General features: G+C 68.8%; 19 protein-coding genes. 9 read left to right on the plus strand and 10 right to left on the minus strand.

What is annotated here, in order from left to right:
* Window positions 1-152: 152 nt before the first annotated feature.
* A complete protein-coding gene (locus AC3A57_RS04215) occupies window positions 153-1,214 on the plus strand; it encodes an AI-2E family transporter (protein ID WP_487577747.1) in 1,062 nt (353 codons plus the stop codon).
* A 47-nt stretch (window positions 1,215-1,261) separates the two neighbouring features.
* On the opposite strand, the gene AC3A57_RS04220 is transcribed toward AC3A57_RS04215, so the two are convergent.
* The 9 genes from AC3A57_RS04220 to AC3A57_RS04260 all read right to left on the minus strand — a co-directional run bounded on the left by AC3A57_RS04220 (window position 1,262) and on the right by AC3A57_RS04260 (window position 15,824).
* Complete coding sequence (locus tag AC3A57_RS04220; protein WP_487577748.1) at window positions 1,262-2,569, minus strand: di-heme oxidoredictase family protein; 1,308 nt, start codon at window positions 2,567-2,569, stop codon at window positions 1,262-1,264.
* A gap of 77 nt (window positions 2,570-2,646) precedes the next feature.
* The gene (locus tag AC3A57_RS04225; protein WP_487577749.1) at window positions 2,647-4,221 is read right to left on the minus strand and encodes a hypothetical protein; all 1,575 of its coding nucleotides are present in this window, start codon (window positions 4,219-4,221) and stop codon (window positions 2,647-2,649) included.
* Between the two features lie 433 nt (window positions 4,222-4,654).
* Window positions 4,655-5,284, minus strand: coding sequence for an NAD-dependent epimerase/dehydratase family protein (locus AC3A57_RS04230; RefSeq protein ID WP_487577750.1), 630 nt, complete (start codon window positions 5,282-5,284; stop codon window positions 4,655-4,657).
* A gap of 26 nt (window positions 5,285-5,310) precedes the next feature.
* Entirely contained in the window at window positions 5,311-7,491 is a 2,181-nt protein-coding gene (bglX, locus tag AC3A57_RS04235) for a beta-glucosidase BglX (RefSeq protein WP_487577751.1), read from the minus strand.
* Window positions 7,492-7,838: 347 nt separating this feature from the next.
* Window positions 7,839-8,384, minus strand: a complete 546-nt coding sequence (locus tag AC3A57_RS04240) for a DUF2867 domain-containing protein (protein ID WP_487577752.1) — start codon at window positions 8,382-8,384, stop codon at window positions 7,839-7,841.
* 133 nt (window positions 8,385-8,517) lie between these two features.
* Window positions 8,518-8,817, minus strand: coding sequence for a hypothetical protein (locus AC3A57_RS04245; RefSeq protein ID WP_221672694.1), 300 nt, complete (start codon window positions 8,815-8,817; stop codon window positions 8,518-8,520).
* A 126-nt stretch (window positions 8,818-8,943) separates the two neighbouring features.
* On the minus strand, window positions 8,944-11,538 hold the full coding sequence (locus tag AC3A57_RS04250; protein ID WP_487577753.1) for a prealbumin-like fold domain-containing protein: 2,595 nt from the start codon (window positions 11,536-11,538) through the stop codon (window positions 8,944-8,946).
* Window positions 11,539-11,835: 297 nt separating this feature from the next.
* Window positions 11,836-14,412 (minus strand): beta strand repeat-containing protein, encoded by a 2,577-nt coding sequence (locus AC3A57_RS04255; RefSeq protein ID WP_487577754.1) that lies wholly within the window; start codon window positions 14,410-14,412, stop codon window positions 11,836-11,838.
* A gap of 497 nt (window positions 14,413-14,909) precedes the next feature.
* Entirely contained in the window at window positions 14,910-15,824 is a 915-nt protein-coding gene (locus AC3A57_RS04260) for a LysR family transcriptional regulator (protein ID WP_487577755.1), read from the minus strand.
* Window positions 15,825-15,945: 121 nt separating this feature from the next.
* Between AC3A57_RS04260 and AC3A57_RS04265 the strand changes: the two genes are divergently transcribed.
* From AC3A57_RS04265 to AC3A57_RS04275, 3 genes are all read left to right on the plus strand, one after another.
* Complete coding sequence (locus AC3A57_RS04265) at window positions 15,946-16,647, plus strand: pirin family protein (RefSeq protein WP_487577756.1); 702 nt, start codon at window positions 15,946-15,948, stop codon at window positions 16,645-16,647.
* 121 nt (window positions 16,648-16,768) lie between these two features.
* Window positions 16,769-17,368 carry an NAD(P)H:quinone oxidoreductase gene (gene wrbA, locus AC3A57_RS04270; RefSeq protein WP_487577757.1) on the plus strand — a complete coding sequence of 200 codons (600 nt, stop codon included), beginning with the start codon at window positions 16,769-16,771 and terminating at the stop codon, window positions 17,366-17,368.
* A 174-nt stretch (window positions 17,369-17,542) separates the two neighbouring features.
* Complete coding sequence (locus AC3A57_RS04275; RefSeq protein ID WP_487577758.1) at window positions 17,543-18,373, plus strand: alpha/beta fold hydrolase; 831 nt, start codon at window positions 17,543-17,545, stop codon at window positions 18,371-18,373.
* 247 nt (window positions 18,374-18,620) lie between these two features.
* Here the strand turns inward: AC3A57_RS04275 and AC3A57_RS04280 are convergent, their stop codons facing one another.
* Window positions 18,621-19,949, minus strand: a complete 1,329-nt coding sequence (locus tag AC3A57_RS04280) for an MFS transporter (RefSeq protein ID WP_487577759.1) — start codon at window positions 19,947-19,949, stop codon at window positions 18,621-18,623.
* A gap of 326 nt (window positions 19,950-20,275) precedes the next feature.
* Here AC3A57_RS04280 and cyoA point away from each other — a divergent pair, with 326 nt between their 5' ends.
* From cyoA to AC3A57_RS04305, 5 genes are all read left to right on the plus strand, one after another.
* Complete coding sequence (gene cyoA, locus AC3A57_RS04285; protein ID WP_221672681.1) at window positions 20,276-21,328, plus strand: ubiquinol oxidase subunit II; 1,053 nt, start codon at window positions 20,276-20,278, stop codon at window positions 21,326-21,328.
* A 116-nt stretch (window positions 21,329-21,444) separates the two neighbouring features.
* Window positions 21,445-23,421, plus strand: coding sequence for a cytochrome o ubiquinol oxidase subunit I (cyoB, locus tag AC3A57_RS04290; protein ID WP_221673678.1), 1,977 nt, complete (start codon window positions 21,445-21,447; stop codon window positions 23,419-23,421).
* Complete coding sequence (gene cyoC / locus AC3A57_RS04295) at window positions 23,414-24,043, plus strand: cytochrome o ubiquinol oxidase subunit III (protein ID WP_487577760.1); 630 nt, start codon at window positions 23,414-23,416, stop codon at window positions 24,041-24,043. The genes cyoB and cyoC overlap by 8 nt, the downstream gene beginning before the upstream one ends.
* Complete coding sequence (gene cyoD / locus AC3A57_RS04300; protein WP_487577761.1) at window positions 24,040-24,474, plus strand: cytochrome o ubiquinol oxidase subunit IV; 435 nt, start codon at window positions 24,040-24,042, stop codon at window positions 24,472-24,474. Before cyoC ends, cyoD begins: the two co-directional genes overlap by 4 nt.
* 182 nt (window positions 24,475-24,656) lie before the next feature.
* Complete coding sequence (locus AC3A57_RS04305; RefSeq protein WP_487577762.1) at window positions 24,657-25,421, plus strand: SURF1 family protein; 765 nt, start codon at window positions 24,657-24,659, stop codon at window positions 25,419-25,421.
* Window positions 25,422-25,486 lie beyond the last annotated feature (65 nt).

The raw sequence follows: 25,486 nt of genomic DNA on the forward strand, positions 1-25,486 counted from the left end.
GCGGCCGCCGAACCGGCATGGCAGCGGCGCCGCAGCAGGCGTGAGCGCCGTCGACACCATTCCCAGCCGGAGCGATTGCGGGGAAACTGAGCGCCAGGCGCGACGCTCCGCCCGGCGCCGCTGCCCCTCCCCCGCCCTCCCCAGGTAGCCGCATGTCCGCCGACGCTCCGCCTGCCCCAGACGCAGCCCCTCTCATCGCTCCCAAGCCTTTGCTGGCCGCGCCGCCGGCGCGCATCGCTTCCTGGCTGCTGACCCTGCTGGCGATGGTCCTGGTGCTGAAGCTCGGCTTGGTCGGCGCCTTGCTGGCCGGCCTGCTGGTGTTCCAGCTGATCCACGCCACCGCGCCGCTGGTCGAGCGGATGGTCCGCGGCCATCGCGCCCGGGTGCTCGCGGTGGCCCTGCTGGCGGCGGTGGTGGTCGGCGCGCTGATCCTGGCCGTGCTCGGCCTGGCGGCGTTCTTCCGCGCCGACACCGGCGGCGAGCAGGCTCTGCTGGCGCGGATGATGGAGATCATCGACGCCTCGCGCGGGCAGATCCCGCCTTGGGCCCAACCCTATCTGCCCTCCGATCTGTCCGAGCTGCGCACCGCGGTCAAGGACTGGCTGGAGGCGCATCGCGGCGAGCTGAGCCTGGCCGGCGCCGAGGCGGCGCAGGTCGCGGCGCGGCTGCTGGTCGGCATGGTGCTGGGCGCGATGATCGCGCTGTACGACGAACTGCAGCTGCCGCGGCTGGGGCCGCTGGGACGCGAACTGCTCGGCCGCAGCTCGCGCTTCTCGGCCGCGTTCAAGCGGGTGGTGTTCGCCCAGTTCAAGATTTCCCTGCTCAACACCGCCTTCACCGGCGCCTTCCTGCTGGTGGTGCTGCCGCTGTTCGGGGTGCACCTGCCGCTGGCCAAGACGCTGGTCGCGATCACCTTCGTCCTGGGCCTGCTGCCGGTGCTCGGCAACCTGGTCTCCAACACACTGATCACCGTCGCCGCGCTGTCGATTTCGCTGTATGCCGCGATCGCCGCGCTGGCCTACCTGGTGCTGATCCACAAGCTCGAGTACTTCCTCAACGCGCGCATCGTCGGCGGCGAGATCCAGGCCCGCGCCTGGGAACTGCTGCTGGCGATGCTGGTGATGGAAGCGGCCTTCCACATTCCGGGGGTGATCGTGGCGCCGATCTACTACGCCTACATCAAGCGCGAATTGGCCGACCAGGGCTGGATCTAACCTGACCTGACCTGATCTGGCCGACCTGATCCGAGCCGACCGCGCGTTCACAGCGAGCGCAGGAACGCCAGCAGATCGCGCCGCCCGTCCGGGTCCAGGCGCAGATAGGCGTCGCGGCTGATCCGGGCTTCGCCGCCATGCCACAGGATCGCTTCTTCGATCGACCCGGCGCGGCCGTCGTGCAGGTAGTCCTCGCGCCCGCTGACGTCGCGGTTGAGGCCCAGCCCCCATAACGGCGCGGTGCGCCACTCGCGCGCCCCGGCGGCGCCGGCCGGGTGCGGCGCGGCCAGATCCGGCCCCATGTCGTGCAGCAGCAGGTCGGTGAACGGGTAGATGGTCTGGTTGCGCAGCGCCGCCACCGGGTGCTCGGAACCGGTGGTCCATTGCGGCCGGTGGCAGGCGTCGCAATGACTGGCGCGGAACACGCTCGCCCCGCGCCGAGCCGCGCTGCCGGGCCGTCGCGCCGGCACGCCGAGGGTCTGCAGATAGAACACCAGCCGATCGAGCTCGGCCTGGGTTATCTCGCTGTCGGCGCGACCGGGCGGCTCGATTCCCAGGTCGCGTTGCAAGGCCTCGGTGCTGACCGCGGCGATCGTGGCATGGCTGCCCTTCCAGCCGAAACGGCCTACCGTCGCCTTGCCGCTGGCGGGATCCCGCGCCAGCGCGATGCGGCCGCGGATGCCCAACCGACAATCGCGGCAAGCCCGTGCGCCATCGACGATGTCGGCGTCCGCGATCGCTTCGAGCAGGCCCAGGCCGAACGTCGCCGGCGCGGCGCGCAACGAAGGCGTCGCTACCGGCGCGCCTGCCGAAGTCGGTAGCCGGGCCAGTCGCACCACCGGACGGCGCAAGGTCGCTCCGGCCGCACCGGCGGCCCGCGATGCCACCGTCCGCCAAAGCAGCCCGACCGCCGGATCGGGCGCGACCCCGGGCGCCGCGAACGGGCGCACGCGGTCGAAGCCGACATCGCCGGCCAGGAACACTATCGCTCCGCCCAGGCCGCCGGCCGCACCGGCTTCGCGCGGCGCCGCGCCCTTGCCGTCGCGGCGATGACAGGCCTCGCAGCCCTCGGCGACGAATCGCGGCCCGAGAACGGCCGGCGCGCCTTCGCTCCAACGGCGCGAGAACAAGGCGCTGCCCTGCCCGGCGCGTTCCCGCTGTTCGCCCGACAAGCCGGACAAGGTGGTGGAGAAGGCCGCACCGGCGAAGCTCAGCACCGTCGCCTCGCCGCCTAGGGCTTCGACCGCCGCCCAAGCCGGAACCGGATCTTCCGTCGCCGCGATCGGCAGCGTCGCCGCGGCGACCGACAGCAAGACGGTCGCCGCCGCGGCCATTGCATTGCGCTGCTTCGCCATGCGCCGCCTCCGCGGTTCCGGGCCGGCCGCGGGCGGCGACGTCCGAACCGGACATCGCCGCCTCGGAACGGCGTCGATCAACGCGGCGCGGCGGCCGCGGTCGCCGCGGCGGCCAGAGCGCGCTGCTCCCTGGCGCGCAGCGGCTGCGCATTCACGCCCAACGGCAGCTTGAGATAGCGGATGTCGTTGCTGCGTCCGACGTCGTGAACCAGCACGTCGACATAGACCTGGCCGTCGCGGTCTTCGAACAGGCACTGGCTGACGTCGATCCGGACCTCGTCGCCGAGGTCGGGCAAACCCAGGCTGCGCAGCGCCGGCTCGTCGAACTTGACGAAATGGTCGAACGATTTGCCGGTATCGACGGAAGACACCACCACGATCGAGATATCGCCGGCCGGATCGTCCGAACCGCGTTCGACATAGGTCGTGGCGCGGATCGGCGTGTCGACCAGGGCGCTGTACTGGTGCTGGCCGCCGCGGCCGCCGGCGTCGGCCAGGCGGATTCCGAACGGACTCAGGCGACGGTCGAGCTTGTTGCGGCCTTCCGGCGAACTGAACAGATCCAGATTGGCCGGCACATGCGTCCACTCCGAACCGGGCTTCATCTTGCGGAAGCTGACCACGCCGATCAGGTTCTGCGGGTCTTCGATCGAGGCCGACTCGAGCGCCTCCGTGGCCGCCACCGGCGACATCGAGTTCATCGAGAAAATGATCTCCTCGCCGCCGGTGGTGGTCATCCACACCAGATTCTGGGTCAGCCATCCGCCGCTGCCGCCGGCCGCATAGACCGCCCCCTTGACGGTCAAGCCGTCGGCGCGGGCCTGCGCCGCGCTTAGCTTGGGAAAGTCCTTCACCGAGCGGCCGAACATCGGCACCGGCTTGGACCAACTGCGGCCCCGATCGCGCGATTCGATCCAGGCCGGATACAGCTTGCCTTTGACGCTGCCGTTGAGATCGCTGGGCGACAGCGCGGGGTCGTCGGTCAGGAAGGTCAGGAACACGTAGTCGCCGTGCACGGTCACCGCCGGCGCGCTTTTCACGTGCGGACTGGAGTACGCCACCGCGGCCTTGGGGAAACTCAGGCCGTCCGGCGAAACGCCCACGTAGAGATCGCCCTTGGCCCGATCGGACCAGCCGTAGGCCACCGTATTCGGCACCCGGTTGGGCTTGTTGCCCCAGCCGGTGCGCGAGGCGGCGATGAAGCTGCCTTCGATTCCGGCCAGCGCGGGAGTCAGCGCCTCGGAGGCGACGAATTGCTTGTCCTTGGCCAGCGGATTGGGCGAATACAGCACGCGCCCGGTGCGGCGGCCGTCGCTCTCGTCCACATAGCCCAGATAGGCGCCGACGAAGTTGGAGTCGATCGAGGGATACAGCACGTCGCTGGAGCGGCCGACATCGATCGGCTTGACCGTGTACCAGGTCTTGCCGCCGTCGTTCGAGCTGGAGAAATACAACTGGGTCTTTCCTTGCGACGAGCCGGTGAATGAGCTGACCAAGGCGCCCTCGGCGGTACGCATGATGTTGCGCCCGCCGCCGCCGATGCTGTCCGGGTCCGCGACGTTGCCGATGCTGCGCGCCGGTTCTGCGGCCGATGCGGCACAGGAAGCCAGCGCGATCGTCGCGCAGGTCAGGTATTGCGCTGCGGTCTTCATCTTCCACCTCGTCGGTTGCCGTGAGTCGCGAAACCGAAGCGGGCCAAGCCGCCCGGCGCCAAACGTCGGCGGGCCCGTGCCGGCGTGAGTTCGGTTGCGGGCAGGCGCGCCGATACGGCCGGCCAGCCGTGGCTGCCCGCACGATGCCCTTCCCTTCCCGGATCGCCCGATCGGACCGGCCCGTCCGTCGGGCGATAGCTTCCATCGCGCCGTATCGGCTTCAATCCCGCAACATCGCCCGCGAGGGTTCGCGGCGCTGACGGGCGCGGGAATTCCACCCGATTCGTGCGGATCGCGCACGCGGCGTCAGCGCGGCTGTACGACCTGGCGTCAGCGATGCTGACCCGTGGGATCTACATCCGCGGTCACGAAAACTATGACGAAGCCATTGCGCTTGTCCGATCGCGGCCGAACGAGGCGCATCCGACCGCGATCACGCCAGGCGATCGGACTCGATGATGCGCATGCCCGGTTCGGCGCGCAGCGCGGCGTCGAGCAAGGCGCGGGCGATGTTGCGCGCCGGGTTGATCCGCCAGCGCCGAGGCAACAGCGGGCCGGCCAGGCGCAACGCCCAGGTCGCGGCGCGTTCGCCGGCGCGGAATTGCTCGCGTTGCCCGCCGATCAGGCCCGGCCGGACCAGGGTCAGCGACGCGTATCCCTGCGCCTGCAGCGCCTGTTCCAGTTCCCCCTTGACCCGGTTGTAGAAGATCCGCGATTGCGGATCGGCGCCGAGCGCGGAATTGAGCGCGTAGGCGCGGGCGCCGTGGCGGCGGGCCAGGCGCGCGGCGGCCAAGGGATAGTCGAGGTCGACGCGGCGGAACGCGGCCTGCGAACCGGCCGCGCGCATGGTCGTGCCCAGGGCGCAGATCACCGCGTCGACGCGCCACCAATCGGCCTGCTCGGGCAAGGCGTCCCAGTCGATCAGCGGCGCCTGCAGCTTGGGATGCGGCGCCGGCGCACGGCGGCCCGGCGCGACGACCGTGCTCACCGCCGGCTCGGCCAGGGCGAGTTGCAGGACTTCGCGCCCGACCAGCCCGGTGGCGCCCAGCAGCAACAGTTTCATGCGCCCTCCCGCCGCGGCGACGCGACTCAGGCCGGATGGAGCTGGAAAGACACGGCCACGCCGGCGGTCGCCGACGGCGCCACCCACAGGTCGAACGTGCCCGGCTCGGCGATCGGGCGGTTGTCGACGCCGCGGAATTCCAGATCGCGGCGCTCGAGGATGAACTCGACCGTGCGCGCCTCGCCCGGGGCCAGGGCGATCTTATGGAAGCGCTTGAGCTCGCGGATCGGCCGCACCCGGCTGGCGACGCGGTCGCGGACGTACAACTGCACCACTTCCTCGCCGCTGCGGGTGCCGGCATTGGCGATCCGCGCCCGCACCGTCAATCGCCCATCCCAGGCCAGGCCGGCCGGGTCGAGCTCGACCGGCCCGTATTCGAAACGGGTATAGGTCAGGCCGTGGCCGAACGGATACAGCGCGGAGTGATCGACTTCGCGCCAGCGGGTGCGGAACGCCTGCAGACCGTCGGGCGTGTACGGCCGGCCGGTCGAGGGATGGTTGTAGTAGTACGGCTGCTGGCCGGCGTCGCGCGGAAAGCTCACCGGCAGGCGCGCCGACGGGCTGTGGTCGCCGAACACCAGGTCGGCGATGGCGTGACCGGTCTGGGTGCCGAGGAACCAGGTCGCGAGGATCGCATCGGCCGATTGCAGCGCCGGGCTCAGCGCCAGCGCGCGGCCGCTGCGCAGCAGCACCGCCACCGGCGTGCCGGTCGCGATCACCGCCTCGGCCAGCGCCTGCTGGGCCGGCGGCAGCACGATCTGAGTGCGCGACTGCGCCTCGCCGGAGTAGACCGCGGGTTCGCCGAGCGCGAGCAGCACCGCCTCGGCCTGACGCGCGGCCGCCACGGCCGCCTCGATGCCGCCATCGATCGAGGCTTCGATGGCGCAGCCTTCGACCACTTGCAGCGATTGCGGATCGGCCAGCGCGGCGCGCAGGCCGGTTTCCAGGTCGATCTCGCGGCTGGCGTCGCCGAAGATGTTCCAGCAGCCGGCGAGGTTTTCGCGGTCGCGGGCGAAGGGGCCGATCAGGGCGATGCGCTGGCCGGACTTGCGCAGCGGCAGCAGGTCGCCCCGGTTCTTCAGCATCACCACCGAACGCCGCGCGGCTTCGCGGGCCAAGGCGTCGTGCGCGGCCAGGTACGGCGCCGGGCCCGGCGCCGGTTCGTTCAAGGACCGGTAGGGATTATCGAACAGCCCCATCCGCGCCTTGACCGTGAGGATCCGCCGGGCGGCGGTGTCGATCGCGGCCGCGCTGACCCGGCCCTGCTCGACCAGCTCGCGCAGGTGATCCATGTACACGCCGCTCTGCATGCTCATGTCCAGGCCGGCGTTGAGGCTCAGCTCGGCGGCCTGACGCTCGTCGGCGGCATAGCCGTGCGCGATCAGTTCGAAGTCGGAGGTGTAATCGGAGACCACGAAGCCTTCGAAGCCCCATTGCTCGCGCAACACCCCGGACAGCAGCTCGCGGTTGGCGGTCGCGGGCACGCCGTTGATGTCGTTGAACGAGCTCATGACCGTCAGCGCGCCGGCCTCGATCGCGGCCTTGAACGGCGGCAGATGCACCTCGAACAGCGTCTGCGGCGACAGGTCGACGGCGTTGTAGTCCAGGCCCGCGCTCACCGCGCCGTAGGCGGCGAAGTGCTTGAGCGTGGCCAGCAGCGAGTCGTCGGCGGTCAGGTCTTCGCCCTGGAAGCCGCGCACCCGCGCGCGGGCGAACTCGCACGACAGATAAGTGTCTTCGCCGCTGGTTTCGGCGACCCGGCCCCAGCGCTGATCGCGGGCCACGTCGACCACCGGAGCGAAGGTCCAGTGCAGGCCCTCGCGGGTGGCCTCGATCGCGGCCGCGCGGGCGGTGCGCTCGGCCAGTTCCGGCTCGAAGCTGGCCGACTCGCCGAGCGGAATCGGAAACACGGTGCGCATGCCGTGGATGACGTCGGCGCCGAGCAGCAAGGGAATGCCGAGCCGGCTCTCTTCGACCGCGACGCGCTGCAGTTCGCGCCCCTCGGCCGCGCCGACGCCGTTGAACAAGGCGCCGACCTGGCCGGCGCGGATCATCTCGCGGGTGCGCTCCGGCCCCCATTGGAACGAGTCGGGATTGACGTCGAACGCGAAGGGGCGGATCGAGTCGGCGAGCACCGACAGCTGACCGATTTTTTCCTCCAGCGTCATGCGCTGGAGCAGCGCATCGACATCAACGCGGCCAGTCATTACGGCTTGCACCCTAGCGTGAAATTATCGTTCAGCATCATATGTAACCGGTTACATGCGTGTCAATGCGAGGTTTCGCTCGCGGCATGCGGGCCGGCGACGCGCACCTGTGCGAACCCGCACCGCGTCCGATACGCATTATGAGGCTTCACCCGACCGGCCCTTGCCGGCGCGATCGCCGGCGATACGCCGATGGGACGCCAAGGTGTGACGGCGCACTCATCCGGGAAACAACAGCCCTCTCCCGTAAGGGCTCGTCCGCCGGGTCGACGCGGCTGCAGTGGGTGGCCGCGAAGCGAGCGTTTCGCCGCTCCGCCCCAAACCGCATTGCGCCGCTCAGCGCATCGTCAACCGGCTGCGGCCGCCGGCCAGCCGATCCGCGCCGCACGACGCAGGCAGGCGCGGACGATGCGGCGATGGAACGGCGCGATCACGAAGATGTAGGCGCGACCGAGCCGATTATGGCAATGCACCACCGTCGACAGGGTCAGGCGCCGTCCGCGCGGGGTCGCCGTCGACGGCGAGCACAGCATCGACAGGCGGAAGTCGAGGTGCTTGTCGTCTTCGCCGAGCACGATCTCGTCGGCGCGGCGGGTATAGATCCTGAAGAAGCCGACCCGCTCCACCGCCTGCGCGGGCGTCGTCGCGGTCAGTTGCGCTCCGGTCTTGAGGCCGAGCCCGGCGACCAGCAGGTCGCGCAGACCCATCAGGGCGCGCGACCAGCCCGGTACGTGGGCGAATACGAAACGGGCCAGCTCCTCCGGATTTTGCGAGGTTCCGGGCGGCAGTTCGATCGAATAAGCATCGGCCAGATCGGGATGCGGATAGCGGTCGGCCACGCTGCATTCGCGCGGCAAGGGCACGGCGTGGACGGTATGGCTGGGCAACGGCATGTTCGCTCCTGGCGGGCCACGCCCCATGCGTGGCGTCGGGCGCGGCGTCGGCGGCGCCCGACACCAGTCTGCGCCGGGCCGGCCGGTGCCGGCTGCGACCGAAGCGCGCAGGCGCCGTCGCCGCGGTCCCGCCCTACTTCGCCGGCGACGGGAAGCGTCGCGCCAGTTCCTTGGCGATCTTCCAGCCCAGTTGCTGTGCGGTGCGTTCGCTGACCGCATCCGGGTTCGCCGCCAGCCAGGCCAGGGCCTGGCACAGGATGCCGGTCTCGGCGCCGGCCGGGTCGCTCCAGGCCGCATCGAAACGATCGGCCTTGCGTCGCCGATAGCGGCGGGCGCGTTCGGCCGGAGTCAGCGCGCTGGTGTACAGCGTCGGCCGGCCGCGTTTCTTGGGCAGATCCAGTTCCAGGGTGCCGGGGTCGTCAGCGTGCTTCATGGCGGCGGGCGGGCTACGCGGCGCGCTATGGTGATGCGTCACGAAGCGTCTATGAAGACTTGAAATAAAACACCAGATCTGCCTCGATCGGACCCTGCCATAGCGAGCGGCGACGGCCACTGCCGGCTAGGGAATATTGCATTGGAACACCAGGGTCAGCCGATTGCTTCCCGCAGTGGCCGGCAAGGTCCCGAGGGTAAGGCCGCTGGTCAGCCCGGCGACGGTCAAAGGTCCGGCCGGACAGGCGCCGGCCGGCCCGTTGCAGGTCACCGCGTTTCCAGCCGGGCAGACGATGCCGGCGCCGGGCGTGTCGCGCACCACCGCACCGGTGACCGGGTCGGGGCCGAGATTGGTGATCGCGATGGTGTAGGTGGTAGTGGTGCCGCGGACTACGGTGTCGTTGGCCTGGTCGGCATCGCCCGCGCCCGGCGTATTGGTCTTGGCGATCGTCAGGTCGGCCTGCTGGCGGGTATTGACGATGGTGCAGACGATCGCGGTATCGGCGCTGCCGACCGTCAACGTGCTGCCGGACAGTCCGCCGGTGCCGGTGCAGGACCAGGCGCTGGGGTTGTACAAGCCGACGTTGCCCGCCCCCAGGGTCTCGGACAGGATCAGCACCGCGCCGGCATCGACCACGACCGCCGTGCCGGTGTCGGTCTCGTTGGCGCTGTTGGCGATCGACGCCAGGCTCGGGTTGGTCGTCGCGCCGGTCGCGCTCAGGTTCGCCGTGTCGTTGACGACCGCGCCGACCCAGGTCTTGGCCAAGGCCACCGTGGCGGTGCGGATATTGGTGAAGCCGCAGATGAAGTCGGTACCCGGCAGGACATCGCCGGCGGCGATCGTATAGGTACTGCCGCTCAGGCTGCCGACCGTAGTCGTGCCGTTGCTGCAGGTCGCGCTGCCGAGCCGGTAGTTGGCCGCCAGCGTCGATTCCTGGATCGTGATCGCCGTGTTCGGCGCGACGGTGCCGAACGGCTGCACCCCGGCCGCCGCCGCATTGCCGTCCACCTGTGCCGTGCCCGAGGCCGGCGTGGTCACCGAGGCGGACGTCAGGGCGGTATTGGTCAGAGTGAAGCCGAACGTGGCGGCGGCCGCTGGGCTGGTGGTCTTGCTCAGCGTCACGCAGCCGGGATCCACGACCGCGGTCGCGGTGTTGTTGGCGCTGCCGCCCGGCACCGGCGTGACGAAGCCGGCCTGCGCGCTGGTGCCTTCCTGCATCGGCGCGGTCACCGTCACCGTGCTGGTGTTGGTCGTCGCCGCGCACTGCGCCGGGTCGAGCGTGCCGGTGACGGTGTAGGTCAAGGTGCCGCCGGCGGTGGCGTTGCCGGCCGGCAATGTCGCCGTCGCGTTGACCGCACCGGTGCCGCTGGCGGCCGGGCACGTCGGCGCTGGCGTACCGCTGGCGGCGCAGGTCCACGAGAACGCGGTGAAACCGGTCGGCAAGGCGTCGGCGAGCGTGGCCGGCGCATCGTGCACGTTCAGGTCGGCGCCGGTCCCCACGGTCGGCCGCGCGGTGTTGTTCTGGTAAGTCACCGTGAACACGGTGTTGCCGCCGGGCACCGGGTTGGCGTTGCTGACCGTCTTGGTCGTGCGCAGGTCGACGTCGTTGTCGAGAATGGTATAGGTCGAGGTCGGTATCGAAGGCGGGCCGCAGGTGGTGGTGCTGGCGATGGTGTAGGCCGACGGGTTGGGCTGCACCGTCATCGCGATCGTTTCGTTGTTCTCGATCACCGTATCGTTAATGACGACGATGCCGGTGGCGAACTGGCTGCCCGCGCCGCCGTCGTAGTTGCCGGCCGGGATGCTCATGGTGAAAGTGTTGCTGCCCGACGGCGTGGTGTAGTCGCTGCCCAGGGTCGCAGTGCTGGCGGCCGAGACCTGGATCGTCACGGTGATGGCCGTCGCCAGGGTGCCGGAAACCGAAATGGTCGGGCCGGCGCCGGCGCCCACCGATTCGGATCCCGAACTGGAGGAGGTCCTGAACTCCAGGTAGGGGGTCAGGAAGATCTGGATCTCATCGAGCAGATTGCCCGCGCTGTTGTTGCCGGTCGAGGTGCTGATCGCCTCGAAGCCGAAATTGTGCACGCCGGACGTGCCGTTCCAGGTAAAAGTGCCGGTGTAGTCGGCCCAGGTATTGGTCGTGGTCGGCGCCGCGCAGCTGGCGCTGCCGACCAGCCCGCCGCCGCAGGCCTGTACCGTGCCGCCGCCGGCGGTATTGGTCGCGAACAGGCCGACCTGGTTGGCCGCGGAGTCGATGTTGAACGACATCACGTCGATACCGGTGCCGAAAGGCTCTCGGGCGCGATGGCTCAACTGCCAACGCACCTGCTCGCCTGCGGCCAGGCACACGCCCTGGAACAGCCGCGATGCCTGTTGGGCGTTGAGTTCGGCGAAATTGCTGCCCGCACGCGACGGCGTGCCATTGAAGCCGTTGCTCCACAGCTCGATCAGAGGCCCGGCTTCGCCGCTCGGCGGACTGACGCAGGTGCCGTTGGAGATGGCGCTGAAGTGGGTGGTGGTCCAGCCGGTCACCCGCGAATCGATGGTCTGCTTGAAGCAGCCCAGCGGCGACAGCACCGGTTCTTCGAAGCCCAGATTGATGAAGCTGCGCTGGATCTGCGCGGCGGCCGGCCCTGCCAGCAGCGACAGCAGCAGCGCCGATCCCAATGCGAGCCCGCGGCCGACGCGCGCACCGCGGACCCCGTTTCGACGATCGTTCAACAAGCAGCCCCCTTCGCGCAAAAGAATCGTCGAGGATGGCTGCGGGGCGATACGCTCCCGTGCCGCGAAATCGCTGGCCCTGCCCTTCGCTCCGCGGCCCGGACCATCGCTGCGCACCACCGGAACGAATGCCCCAGCAATACGCTTTCCTCGATTACTGGGGCACATTACTGGCTTCGTGTCGGGCTGGCGTGAATATCGCGCCGCGGGCTCGGCCGCGGTCGTGCCGGGACAGCCGCGGGGCCTATGCGCCGCGGCGGCGCATGATACGAGCCCGGACCTCGCGTGCGCCGGTCGCTATGGAACGGCGCACTGGAAAACGAACCGCACCTGATTGCCGCCCGCCGTCGCCGGCAAGGTTCCCAGGATGACCCCAGCCGCCAGGTCGCCAAAGGTCAAGGCCCCAGCGGGACAGGCCCCGGTCGGGCCGGCGCAGCTCACCGCGTTCGCGGCCGGACAGACGATGCCGGGGCCGGCCGTATCGCGGACCAACGCATTGGTCACCGTATCCGGGCCCAGGTTGGTCACCGTAACGGTGTAGGTCGTGCTCGCTCCGCGCGTCACGGTGTCGTTGGCCTGGTCGACATCGCCATTCACGCCCGGGGTATTGGTCTTGGTGATCTGCAGGTCGGCCCGTCGGCGGGTATTGGCGATGGTGCAGACGATCGCGCTATCGGTCGCGCCCACCGTCAGCGTATTGCCGGACAGGCCGCCGGTGCCGCTGCAGGACCAGGCGCTGGGGTTGTACAGCCCGGCGTTGCCCGCGCCCAAGACCTCGGACAGGGTCAGCACCGTTCCGGCATCGACGGCGACCGCGGTGCCGGTGTCGGTCTCGTTGGCCGCATTGGCGACCGAAGCCAGGCTCGGGTTCGTGGTGGCGCCGGTCGCGCTGAGGTTCGCCGTGTCGTTGAGCGCGGCGCCGGCCCAAGTCTTGGCCAGCGCCACCGTGGCGGTGCGGATATTGGTGAAGCCGCAGGTGAAATCGGTGCCCGGCAGGACGTCGCCCGCGGCGATCGTGAACGTGGTGCCGCTCAGGCTGCCGACGTTGCCCGTGCCGTTGCTGCACACCACGCTGCCGAGCCGGTAGTTGGCCGCCAGCGTCGACTCCTGGATCGTGATCGCCGCGTTCGGCGCGACGATGCCGAACGGCTGCACGCCGGCCGCGGCGGCGTTGCCGTCGACCTGTGCCGTGCCCGAGGCCGGCGTGGTCACCGAGGCCGATGCCAGCGCGGTATTGGTCAAAGTGAAGCCGAACGTGGCGGCCGCGGCCGGGCTGGTGGTCTTGCTCAGGGTCAGGCAGCCGGGGTTCACCGCAGCCGACGCGCTGTTGTTGGCGCTGCCGCCCGGCACCGGCGTGACGAAGCCGGCCTGGGCGCTGCTGCCCTCCTGGATCGGCGCCACCACCGTCACCGTGCTGGTGTTCGTCGTCGCCGCGCATTGCGCCGGGTCGAGCGTGCCGGTGACGGTATAGGTCAGGGTCCCGCCCGCGGTGGCGTTGCCGGCCGGCAACGTCGCCGTCGCGTTGATCGCACCGGTGCCGCTGGCCGCCGGGCAAACCGGCGTCGGCGTGCCGCTGGCGGCGCAGGTCCACGAGAACGCGGTGAAACCGGTCGGCAAGGCATCGGCCAGCGCGGCCGAGGCGTCGTGCACGTTGAGGTCGGTGCCGGTGCCCAGGATCGGCCGCGCGGTGTTGTTCTGGTAAGTCACCGTGAACACGGTGGTGCCGCCGGGCACCGGGTTGGCGTTGCCGACCGTCTTGGTCGTGCGCAGGTCGACGTCGTTGTCGAGAATGGTGTAGGTGACGATCGGCGTGCTTGCGGCCGCGCAAGTGGTGGTGCTGGCGATGGTGTAATCGGTAGGGCGCGGCACCACGCTCATCACTATCGTTTCGTTGTTCTCGACGATCGTGTCGTTGACGACGGTGATGCCGGTGGCGAATTCGCTACCCGCACCGCCGTCGTAGTTGCCGGCCGGAATGGTCAAGGAAAAGCTGCTGCCGCCACCTGGCGTGGTGTAGTCGGTGCCCAGCTCCGCTGTACTGGCAACCGCGTTGACCTGGATCGTCACGGTCACTGCGATGGCCAGAGTGCCGGACACCGCGACGACGGGCCCCGCACCGGTGCCTACCGCCTCCGACGCCGAATTGGAAGCGGTGCTGGAGGAGGTTCTCAGTTCCAGATACGGGGTCAGGAAGATCTGAATTTCGTCGAGGAAGTTACCGAAGCTGTTGTTTAGGCTGCCCGTGCTGATCGCCTCGAAACCGAAATCCTGATTGCCCGAGGGGCCACCCCAGACGAAGGTGCCGGTGTAGTCGGCCCAGGTATTGGTCGTGGTCGGCGCCGCGCAGATCGAACTGGCGATCGCTCCACCGCTTCCGCCGCAGGTTACGACCGATCCGGCTCCCGTTATCGAGGTCTCGAATCGGCCGATCTCGTTGGCGACGCTGCCGATGTTGAAGGACATCCTGTCGCTCCCGAGATTCGATCGCCCCCGGTGACTGAGCTGCCATCGGACTTGCTCGCCGGTCACCAGGCACACGGACTGATACAGCCGCGACGCCTGCTGGGCATTGAGCTCGGCGAAATTGTTCCCGGCGCGCGATGGCACCACGAAGGCAGGGCCGCTTCCGCCGTCGAACCCGCTGCGCCACAGTTCGATCAAACGCCCCGACTCATTGGTCGGCGGCAGTTGGCAAGTGCCGTTGGAGGTCGCGACAGCATGGGTTGTGGTCCAGCCATCGACCCTCGTGTCTATGGTCTGCGTATGGCAGGCCGTCGCCGGCGCGAGCGGGACCAGCGCCGGCACCTCGAAACCGAGATTGATGAAACTACGCTGGATCTGCGCCGCCGCCGGCATTGCGGTCAACGACAACATCGCCAACGCCGCAGCCCAGGCGAGTCTCCCGGCGCGACATGCCGGGCTGCGACCTTGCCGATGGAGAGCGACGAACATGCGACACCTCTTGCGCAGATCATTCAATGCATTCGGCACCGAGCAGCTAGACGCTCCCTTGCCCGATGCGCGAGTTCCCGAACAACGCTGCGGCGCCCCCAGCGGGCTCTGCTCTTGGTTGGCGGCTCGCCCCCCGGCATCCCTACCTGGAATTTTGTGACTTATATACCAAAAATAAACGCCCCTCAATCAGCGCAGCCGAGCCCTTAGGCAAGGCCTTGTTTAGCCCGAAAAACGGCGGGCAAGAGACGAAATAACTGATCACCGAGGCACACTAATCAAGCGATGAGCGCGGATCGATCGCACGCGCCGCCGCCCTGCTTCCGTCGAAGACTCCGAGCAGTCGCCGCCGATCCATGCAAGCGGACCGCTGCGATCGCCGCGTCTATGCCGCCGGCGCCGCGACGCCAACCGCGAATCTAGGGCTCCGCCCAAGGCGCCTTCTCGAACTTGCGCACCAGATAGTCGATCAACGCCTGCACCCGCGCCGGCCGCACCCGGCCGGGCGGCGTGACCACGTGCAACGCGATCGGCGGCGGCGCCCACTCGGTCATCGTCGCTTCCAGTTTGCCGCTGCGCAGCTCGCGCCAGACCAGGAATTCGGGTTGCAGCGCCAGGCCGAGGCCGGCGATCAAGGCCGGATTCAAGGCTTCGGCGTTGTTGACCCGCAGCGGCGACGGCACGGCGATGGAGAAGTCGCCGTGGCGCTTGTGCTGGAAGCGCCAAGCGCTGCCGAAACGCGAATAGGTGTAGGACAGGCCGTGATGCGCGGACAGTTCGCGCGGGTGGCGAGGACGGCCGTGGCGTTCGAAATAGGCCGGCGCACCGACCAGCAGGACGCGCACGCCGCACAGGCGCCGCGCCAACAGGCTGGAATCGGCCAGGGCCGAGATCCGCAACGCCAGATCGTAGCCGCCGCCGACCAGGTCGGTGACGCCGTCGTCGAAGGCGATCTCCAGGGCGATGTCCGGGTACTTGGCCATGAACTCCGGCAGCAGCGGCGACAGGTGGGCGACGCCGAACGACATCGGCGCGGCGATCCGCACCATCCCGCGCGGGTGCTTGGCCTGGGCGGTGATCTCGGCCTCGACCGCCTCGCCCTCGGCGAGGATGCGGCTGGCGCGCTCGAGCGCGCCGCGGCCGCTCTCGGTCAGCGACATGCGCCGCGAAGTGCGGTGGAACAGCACGGTCTTGAGCCGCGCCTCCAGCCGGCCGATGGCCTTGGATACGGTCGCCTGGGCGAGGCCGAACTCGGCCGCGGTGCGGGCGAAGGAGCCGGTTTCGGCGACCTTGGCGAAGATCGCCCAGGCTTCGAGGTCGGGGAGTTTCTGCATGGCTCGGCGACTATAACGTTTTTGGAATGAATATTATTCGATTGGTTCCATTCTAAAGCCGCCCGGCGAGGTCTATCGTGCCGTCCATCGACCACGCAACCACGACTTCGGGAGCCACGACATGATCCAGCATCGCCCCTACGCCAGCCTCGGCGGCGCCAACCACGGCTGGCTCGACGCCAAGCACCACTTCTCCTTCGCCAACTACCACGACGCCGAGCGCATGGGCTGGGGCGCGCTGCGGGTGTGGAACGACGATGCGATCCAGGCCAACACCGGCTTCCCGCCGCATTCGCATGCGGACATGGAAATCATCACCTACGTCCGCGACGGCGCGATCAGCCACCAGGACAACCTCGGCAACCGCGGCCGCACCGAGGCCGGCGACGTGCAGGTGATGAGCGCCGGCAGCGGCATCCAGCACGCCGAATACAACCTGGAAGCCGACACCAGCCGGATCTTCCAGATCTGGATCATTCCCGATCAGCGCGGCGGCACCCCGACCTGGGGCAGCAAGCCCTTCCCCAAGGGCGAGCGCGCCGGCCGCTTCGTGATCCTGGCCAGCGGCAAGGCCGGCGACGACGACGCCCTGCCGATCCGCGCCGATGCGCGCGTACTCGGCCTGACCCTGGCCGCCGGCGAGTCGGCCGACTACGCGCTCGGCGCGGACCGCTACGGCTATCTGGTGCCGGCCAAGGGCGCGGTCGAGGTCAACGGCGTGCGCATCGACGCCCGCGACGGCGCGGCGATCCGCAACGAGGCGCAACTGCGGGTGACCGCGCTGGAAGACGCCGAAATCGTGTTGGTCGACACCGCCCCCTGAGACCGGCGTCGCAAGTCGGCAGGCAGACACACGACGCGACTCACGCTTTCGAACCCAACGCCGGCAAGGTGGCCGGCGTTGCCGATCCCGAGCAACGCTTTTCTACCCTGGAGAAACGATCATGGCCAAGATTCTGGTGCTGTACTACTCCGCCTACGGGCACGTCGAAACCATGGCCCAGGCCGTTGCCGAAGGCGCGCGCGGCGCCGGCGCCCAGGTCGACATCAAGCGCGTGCCCGAACTGGTGCCGGAAGAAGTCGCCCGCCGCTCGCACTACAAGCTCGACCAGGCCGCACCGATCGCCAAGGTCGAAGACCTGGCCGACTACGACGCGATCGTGATCGGCACCGGCACCCGTTTCGGCCGAATGTCCTCGCAGATGGCTAACTTCCTCGATCAGGCCGGCGGGCTGTGGGCGCGCGGCGCGTTGCACGGCAAGGTCGGCTCGGCCTTCACCTCGACCGCGACCCAGCACGGCGGCCAGGAAACCACCTTGTTCTCGATCATCACCAATCTGCTGCACTTCGGCATGGTGGTGGTCGGCCTGGACTACGGCCATGCCGGGCAGATGCGCCTGGACGAGGTCACCGGCGGATCGCCCTACGGCTCCACCACCATCGCCGGCGGCGACGGTTCGCGCCAGCCCAGCGAGAACGAACTGGAAGGCGCGCGCTATCAGGGCCGCGTGGTCGCCGAGACGGCGCTACGGCTGACCCGCTGAGGCGGCAGCTGCGGGCACGCGATTGAGCGGGCTGGCGCATAGAAGCAAAAAGCAAATCCCCCTCCCCCTTTTTCAAAGGGGAGAACGGCAAGAGCAAGGCGGATGCGGGCGCGGCGTCGACTCGCCTTCGCCTTGACTCGACCTACCCACCCCCACCGCAACAGGAGCGACACCATGGGCACCTTCACCACCCAAGACGGCGTGCAGATCTATTACAAGGACTGGGGCCCGCGCGACGGCCAGCCGGTCGTCTTCAGCCATGGCTGGCCGCTCAACGCCGACAGCTGGGAAGCGCAGATGCTGTTCCTGGCCGATCGCGGCTACCGCACCATCGCCCACGACCGCCGCGGCCACGGCCGCTCCAGCCAGCCCTGGCACGGCAACGACATGGATCACTACGCCGACGACCTGGCCCAGTTGATCGAACACCTGGATCTCAAGGGCGCCGCACTGTTCGGCTTCTCCACCGGCGGCGGCGAAGTCGCCCGCTACATCGGCCGCCACGGCACCGGCCGGGTCGCCAAGGCCGGGCTGATCTCGGCGGTGCCGCCGCAGATGCTCAAGACCGAAGCCAACCCCGGCGGCCTGCCCAAGGAGGTGTTCGACGGCTTGCGCGCCGGCTCGATCGCCGACCGCTCCAAGCTCTACCAGGACCTCGCCAGCGGCCCGTTCTTCGGCTTCAACCGCCCCGGCGCGACGCCGTCGCAGGGCAGGATCGACTGGTTCTGGATGCAGGGCATGCTGGCCGGGCACAAGAACACCTACGACTGCATCGCCGCGTTCTCGGAAACCGACTTCAGCGAAGACCTGAAGAAGTTCGACGTCCCGACCCTGATCCTGCACGGCGACGACGACCAGGTGGTGCCGATCGACACCGCCGCCCACGCCGCGGCCAAGCTGGTCAAGAACCACAAGCTGGTGGTCTACCCGGGCGCTCCGCACGGCCTGACCGACACCCACAAGGACAAGCTCAACCAGGATCTGCTGACCTTCCTGCAGTCCTGAGTCCGGACCGGTCGCGACGGCGACCGCACCGATCCAGGCTTCATCCCGCAACGGCCCCGGCGACATCGTCCCGGGGCCGTTGTCGTCGCAAGGCCTGCGCTGCCGAGGCCGGCGCCGAGGAGGCGTTGCCGCACCGGCAGCTTCGCCGGCCTTGCGCCGTGCCTGCGGCAGGCGCGCAAAACACGACGGCCCGCGCAAGCGCGGGCCATCGTGGCGGACGCAGCCGGCGTCGCCGGCGTCGCGTCGATCAGCTGCGCAGCTTGAGCGCCCGGTTCACCGCCAGCGCCGCCATCGTGCAGATCGCGCCCGACAGCAGATAGACGCCGACGAAGGCCAGGCCGAAGCGGGCGCACAGGCCCAGCGCGACCAGCGGCGCGAACGCGGCGCCGATCAGCCAGGCCAGGTCGGAGGTCAGCGCGGCGCCGGTGTAGCGGTACTTGGAACCGAAATTCGCGGTCACCGAGCCGGCCGCCTGGCCGTAGGACAGGCCGAGCAGGACGAAGCCGATCAGGATGAAGGCGTCCTGGCCGATCGCGCCGCTGCCGAGCAGGGTCGGCGCGAAACCGCTGAACATCGCGATCGCCGCGGCCAGCGCGGCCAGGGTGCGCGGCCGGCCGAAACGGTCGGCGATGCTGCCCGAGGCGACTACCGCGCCGGCGGCGAGGAAGGCGCCGACGATCTGCACCGCCAGGAACTGCGGCACCGACTGGTCCGAGTACAGCAGGATCCATGACAGCGGGAAGATGGTGACGATATGGAACAGCGCATAGCTGGCCAGGGCGGCGAAGGCGCCGATCACCACGTGCCGGCCCTTGGCCCCGACCAGTTCCAGCACCGGGGTCGGCTCCAGCTCGTGCTCGCCCAGCTCGCGCTCGTATTCGTGGGTCACCACCAGGCGCAGGCGGGCGAACAGGGCCACCACGTTGATCGCGAAGGCGGCGAAGAACGGATAGCGCCAGCCCCAGTCGAAGAAGTCGGTCGGCGACAGCGCGCCGTAGAGGTAGGCGAACAGGGCCGCGGAGATGATGAAGCCGACCGGGGCGCCGAGCTGGCCGAGCATGGCGTACCAGCCGCGCCGCTCCTTGGGCGCGTTCAGCGCCAGCAGCGAGGGCAGGCCGTCCCAGGACCCGCCCAGGGCCACGCCCTGGCCGAGCCGGAACAGGGCCAGCAGCACGATCGACAGGCTGCCGATCTTGGCGAACCCGGGCAGGAAGGCGATGCCGGCGGTGCAGCTGCCGAGCAGGAACAGGGCCGCGGTCAGCTTGGTGCTGCGGTGCCAGCGCTGCTGGATCCACATGAACAGCACCGTGCCCAGCGGCCGCGAGACGAAGGCCAGGGCGAAGATCGCGAACGACCACAGGGTGCCCTCGAGCTTGTCGAGGAAGGGGAAGAACACCGAGGGGAAGACCAGCGCCGAAGCGATGCCGTAGACGAAGAAGTCGAAGTATTCCGAGGCCCGCCCGATCACCACCCCGACCGCGATCTCGCCCGGCTTGACCTCGCCGTGGGGCTCGGGGCCATGGACGGAAACGGTGCGGGACGACTCCGGGAGGGCATGGCTGGGCATAGGCATCATAGGCGGGCGCTCGGTACGGGTTGCGGTCCGTGGTCGGCGGCTGTGCCGGAACGGGCGGGTCGCTTAACCCGCCTCTCCGACGTTACTCCGGTCTGCGGACGCCGCCAATACCGTCCTGCGGACGCCCTGTTCAGCGCCAGGCCGCGCCGTTGTTGGGTTTCGTGAAGACGGCGCGACGACCCCGCCCTCGCCCGCCGCGCGCGCCGTCGATGCTGCAGCGCAGCGCATGGGACAAAACGTCCAATCGTGCGCGCCGCGCCCGGCCTTTAGGATCGCGCCCATCGCCGCGGCCGTCGCGGCCCCGCTCGTGCCTACGCGTCAGATTAATGAACGCTCTCAAGACTCTGTTCCGACCCTTGCTCGTCGCCGGCGCCGCGCTGGCGCTGGCCGGCTGCAACACCGTGGTGCTGAACCCGTCGGGCGACATCGCCCAGCAGCAAGGCAACCTGATCGTGATCTCGACCGTGCTGATGCTGCTGATCATCGTGCCGGTGATCGCGCTGACGCTGTTCTTCGCCTGGCGCTACCGCGCCTCGAACACCAAGGCCACCTACAAGCCGGATTGGGACCACTCCACCCAGCTCGAGCTGGTGATCTGGTCGGCGCCGCTGCTGATCATCATCGTCCTCGGCGCGATCACCTGGGTCAGCACCCACACCCTGGATCCCTACCGTCCGCTCGACCGGATCAAGCCCGGCCAGCCGGTCGCCGCCGACGTCAAGCCGCTGGTGATCGAAGTGGTGGCGATGGACTGGAAGTGGCTGTTCCTGTACCCGGAACAGAACATCGCCACGATCAACGAAGTGGCCGCGCCGGTCGACCGGCCGATCCAGTTCAAGATCACCGCCTCGACGGTGATGAACTCCTTCTACATTCCCGCCCTGGCCGGCCAGATCTACGCCATGCCGGGCATGCAGACCCAGTTGCACGCGGTGATCAACAAGCCCGGCGACTTCGAGGGTTTCTCCGCCAACTACAGCGGCGCCGGCTTCTCGCATATGCGTTTCCGCTTCCACGGCCTGGACCAGGCCGGCTTCGACGCCTGGGTGGCGAAGAACCGCGCCAGCGGCACGACCCTGGAGCGCGCCGGCTACCTGGAGCTGGAAAAGCCCAGCGAGAAGGAACCGGTACGCCGCTACGGCGCGGTCGCGCCGGGCCTGTACCAGGCGATCCTCAACCGCTGCGTCGATTCCAGCCGGATGTGCATGGACGAGATGATGGCGATCGACGCCGCCGGCGGGCTCGGCCTGAGCACCGACGCGCTCGCCCAGCGCCGCATCGGCGATCTGCGCGGCGGCCCGTACGTGGCTTCGGCGATGTGCCTCACCTCGCCCAACGCCGCGACCCCGAACTGGGGCGTCGCCACCCTCGCGCCCTAAGCTGCGCAGCCGCCGCTCAGCCACCGCATTCGTTTAGCCAGCGCGCCCGCGGGCGCCAGGTCCGGCAGCGGACCTTCGGAGTCAAGATGACAGAACAACCCCACCCCGCCCACCTGATCTTCGGCCGGCTCAGCTGGGAGTCGATCCCGCTGCACGAACCGATCCTGATCGCGACCTTCGCCATGGTCGCGCTGGGCGGCATCGGCGTGGTCGCCCTGCTCACCCGCTACAAGCTCTGGGGCTATCTCTGGAACGAGTGGTTCACCAGCATCGATCACAAGAAGATCGGCATCATGTACATCGTGCTGGGGCTGGTCATGCTCATGCGCGGTTTCGCCGACGCGATCATGATGCGCCTGCATCAGGCGATGGCGTTCGGCGACAACGCCGGCTACCTGCCGCCGCACCACTACGACCAGATCTTCACCGCCCACGGCGTGATCATGATCTTCTTCGTGGCGATGCCGCTGGTCACCGGCTTCATGAACTACGTGGTGCCGCTGCAGATCGGCGCGCGCGACGTGGCCTTCCCGTTCCTCAACAACTTCAGCTTCTGGATGACCGCCTGCGGCGCGGCGCTGGTGATGGTCTCGCTGTTCGTCGGCGAGTTCGCCACCACCGGCTGGCTGGCCTATCCGCCGCTGTCGGGCATCGCCTACAGTCCAGGGGTCGGCGTCGACTACTACATATGGGCGCTGCAGATCGCAGGCGTCGGTACATTGCTATCGGGCATCAACCTGATCGCGACCATCGTCAAGATGCGCGCGCCGGGCATGAGCATGATGAAGATGCCGGTGTTCACCTGGACCTCGCTGTGCACCAACGTGCTGATCGTGGCCGCGTTCCCGGTGCTGACCGCGGTGCTGGTGCTGCTGTCGCTGGATCGCTATGCGGGCACCAACTTCTTCACGAACGATCTGGGCGGCAACCCCATGATGTACGTGAACCTGATCTGGATCTGGGGCCACCCGGAGGTCTACATCCTGATCCTGCCCTGCTTCGGCATCTTCTCCGAAGTCGTCTCGACCTACAGCGGCAAGCGCCTGTTCGGCTACGCCTCGATGGTCTACGCGACGGTGGTGATCACCATCCTGTCCTACCTGGTGTGGCTGCACCACTTCTTCACCATGGGCTCGGGCGCCAGCGTCAACTCGTTCTTCGGCATCACCACGATGATCATCTCGATCCCGACGGGCGCGAAGATCTTCAACTGGCTGTTCACCATGTACCGCGGCCGGATCCGGTTCGAAGTGCCGATGCTGTGGACGATGGGCTTCATGGTCACCTTCGTCATCGGCGGCATGACCGGCGTGCTGCTGGCGGTGCCCCCGGCCGACTTCGTCCTGCACAACAGCCTGTTCCTGATCGCCCACTTCCATAACGTGATCATCGGCGGCGTGTTGTTCGGCCTGTTCGCCGGCATCAACTTCTGGTGGCCCAAGGCCTTCGGCTTCAAGCTCGATCCGTTCTGGGGCAAGTGCTCGTTCTGGTTCTGGCAGATCGGCTTCTTCTTCGCCTTCATGCCGCTGTACGTGCTCGGCCTGATGGGCGTGACCCGCCGGGTCAGCCATTTCGAGGACTCCTCGCTGCAGATCTGGTTCGTGATCGCCGCCTTCGGCGCGGCCCTGATCGCCCTGGGCATCCTCAGCTTCCTGATCCAGGTCGCGGTCTCGATCCGCAACCGCAAGGCGCTGCGCGACGAAACCGGCGATCCGTGGCAGGGCCGCACCCTGGAATGGTCGACCTCCTCGCCGCCGCCGGACTACAACTTCGCCTTCACCCCGGTGGTGCACGACAACGACGCCTGGCACGACATGAAGCAGCGCGGTTACCAGCGTCCGACCTCGGGCTTCCTGTCGATCCACATGCCCAAGAACACCGCCGCGGGCGTGGTCATCGCCGGCCTGAGCACGCTGTGCGCGTTCGCCCTGATCTGGCAGATGTGGCTGGTCGCCGGCGTCTCCTTCGTCGCCATGCTGATCGCCGCCATCGTCCACACCTTCAACTACAAGCGCGACTACTACATCCCGGCGGAGCAAGTCACCGCCACGGAGAACCAGCGCACGCAACAACTGGCCGCCGCCCATGTCTGACGCCATCGCCACCCAAACCGCCGACGGGCGCCCGGTCTTCTTCGACCTGAAGGGCAAGCACCATCCTCCCAACGGCACCCTGCTCGGGTTCTGGCTGTACCTGATGAGCGACTGCCTGGTGTTCGCGGTGCTGTTCGCCGTCTACGGCGTGCTCGGCCGCAGCTACGCGGCCGGCCCGTCCGGCGCCGACCTGTTCGACCTGCAACTGGTCGCGATCAACACCGCGATGCTGTTGCTGTCGTCGATCACCTACGGCTTCGCGATGATCGCAATGACCAAGCGCAAGCTGGCCGCGGTGCAGGGCTGGCTCGCGATCACCGGCCTGTTCGGCCTGGCCTTCCTAGGCCTGGAGCTGTACGAGTTCGCCCACCTGATCCACGAGGGCGCCGGCCCGCAGCGCAGCGCGTTCCTGTCCTCGTTCTTCGCCCTGGTCGCCACCCACGGCCTGCACGTCACCTTCGGCGTGATCTGGCTGGTGGTGCTGATGGTCCAGTTGGGCAAGCACGGGCTGATCCCGGAGAACCGGCGCCGCCTGCTGTGCCTGTCGATGTTCTGGCACTTCCTCGACGTCGTCTGGATCGGCGTCTTCACCTTCGTTTACCTGATGGGAGCGCTGCCGTGAGCCACCCGGTCGCCAATCAACACCACGACAACGGCCACGATCATCACGGCCATGACGGCCATGACGATCACGGCCACGGCCACGGCCACCACGACGGCGACGATTACCACGGCACCGTCAAGGGCTACGCGATCGGCTTCCTGCTGTCGGTGGTCCTGACCGCGATCCCGTTCTGGCTGGTCATGGCCAAGGTGATCCCGAGCTCGGGCACCACCGCCTTCGTGATCCTGGCCCTCGCGGTCGTGCAGATCGTCGTGCACATGATCTATTTCCTGCACATGAACACGAAGTCGGAGGGCGGCTGGAACATGCTCGCGCTGATCTTCACCTTGGTGCTGGTGGTGATCATGCTGGCCGGCTCGTTGTGGGTCATGCATCACCTCAACGTCAACATGATGCCGGTGCCGCACGATATGCGGGCCATGCCTTGAGGCGGTGAAACCGCGTAGAAGAGCTGGGATGCAATGGCTCTTCGCCGCTTTGGAACGACGCGATGCCCGGGCGGACGCACCGCTCCGGGCATCGCGTTTTCAGGGCCCGGGAAGGCCCGTGATGTTAGGATGAGCCCCGACGCAGTCGCGGCTTCGTACCCGTTGTTCGCGAGGTGGCACCCATGACGGCGACCCCGGCCCGGCGGCCGCGCGGCGTTTTCGCGCTGGTCGCGCTGTACCTGCTGTTCGCGGCCCTGTTCGCGGGCCTGATCGCGCTCGGCAGCTGGCAGGTCCAGCGCCGCGCCTGGAAGCTCGACCTGATCGAGCGGGTCGAAGCGCGCGTGCACGCGCCGCCCGGGGCGCCGCCGGCGCGGGCCGATTGGGCCAGCGTGAGCGCGGCCCGCGACGAGTACCGCCACGTGCGCCTGAGCGGCCGTTATCTCACCGGCCACGACACCTACACCCAGGCGGTCACCGAGCTCGGTCCCGGCTATTGGCTGCTCAGCCCCTTGCGCACCGACGCCGGCGAGATCGTGCTGGTCAACCGCGGCTTCGTCCGCGAGCGCAAGGCGCCGCCGCCCCCGCCCGCCGGCGAAGTGACCGGCCTGCTGCGGCTCAGCGAGCCCGGCGGCGGCTTCCTGCGCAAGAACGAACCGGCGCAGGAACGCTGGCACTCGCGCGACGTCGCCGCGATAGCGGCAGCCCGCGGCCTCGCCGGCGAAGCGGTGGCGCCGTACTTCGTCGACGCCGACCGCGCGCCCGGCGCCGATCCTGCGCGGGAGCCGGTCGGCGGACTGACGGTGATAAAGTTTCCCAACAGTCACCTGGTCTACGCGCTGACCTGGTTCGGGCTGGCGCTGATGGTCGCCGGCGCGGCCTGGCGCGTGGCCGTGGAGCAACGCCGGCGGCGCCGTGCCGTACCGCCGCCGACCGATGAGGTTCGTTGAGGCCCGCCGATGCAGGACACTTCGCCACCCCGCGCGACCGACGCCCGGCCTGCATCGCCGCCCCC

The organism is Lysobacter sp. Soil_C_15, assembly GCF_057657315.1.

Bases quoted from the DNA above. Each gene is read 5' to 3' on its own strand.
- wrbA (WP_487577757.1), top strand. From the start codon at position 16,769: ATGGCCAAGATTCTGGTGCTGTACTACTCCGCCTACGGGCACGTCGAA.
- AC3A57_RS04255 (WP_487577754.1), bottom strand. From the start codon at position 14,412: ATGTTGTCGTTGACCGCAATGCCGGCGGCGGCGCAGATCCAGCGTAGT.
- AC3A57_RS04215 (WP_487577747.1), top strand. From the start codon at position 153: ATGTCCGCCGACGCTCCGCCTGCCCCAGACGCAGCCCCTCTCATCGCT.
- AC3A57_RS04265 (WP_487577756.1), top strand. From the start codon at position 15,946: ATGATCCAGCATCGCCCCTACGCCAGCCTCGGCGGCGCCAACCACGGC.
- AC3A57_RS04245 (WP_221672694.1), bottom strand. From the start codon at position 8,817: ATGAAGCACGCTGACGACCCCGGCACCCTGGAACTGGATCTGCCCAAG.
- AC3A57_RS04260 (WP_487577755.1), bottom strand. From the start codon at position 15,824: ATGCAGAAACTCCCCGACCTCGAAGCCTGGGCGATCTTCGCCAAGGTC.
- AC3A57_RS04220 (WP_487577748.1), bottom strand. From the start codon at position 2,569: ATGGCGAAGCAGCGCAATGCAATGGCCGCGGCGGCGACCGTCTTGCTG.
- AC3A57_RS04280 (WP_487577759.1), bottom strand. From the start codon at position 19,949: ATGATGCCTATGCCCAGCCATGCCCTCCCGGAGTCGTCCCGCACCGTT.
- AC3A57_RS04275 (WP_487577758.1), top strand. From the start codon at position 17,543: ATGGGCACCTTCACCACCCAAGACGGCGTGCAGATCTATTACAAGGAC.
- bglX (WP_487577751.1), bottom strand. From the start codon at position 7,491: ATGACTGGCCGCGTTGATGTCGATGCGCTGCTCCAGCGCATGACGCTG.
- AC3A57_RS04225 (WP_487577749.1), bottom strand. From the start codon at position 4,221: ATGAAGACCGCAGCGCAATACCTGACCTGCGCGACGATCGCGCTGGCT.
- AC3A57_RS04240 (WP_487577752.1), bottom strand. From the start codon at position 8,384: ATGCCGTTGCCCAGCCATACCGTCCACGCCGTGCCCTTGCCGCGCGAA.
- AC3A57_RS04305 (WP_487577762.1), top strand. From the start codon at position 24,657: ATGACGGCGACCCCGGCCCGGCGGCCGCGCGGCGTTTTCGCGCTGGTC.
- AC3A57_RS04230 (WP_487577750.1), bottom strand. From the start codon at position 5,284: ATGAAACTGTTGCTGCTGGGCGCCACCGGGCTGGTCGGGCGCGAAGTC.
- cyoA (WP_221672681.1), top strand. From the start codon at position 20,276: ATGAACGCTCTCAAGACTCTGTTCCGACCCTTGCTCGTCGCCGGCGCC.
- cyoC (WP_487577760.1), top strand. From the start codon at position 23,414: ATGTCTGACGCCATCGCCACCCAAACCGCCGACGGGCGCCCGGTCTTC.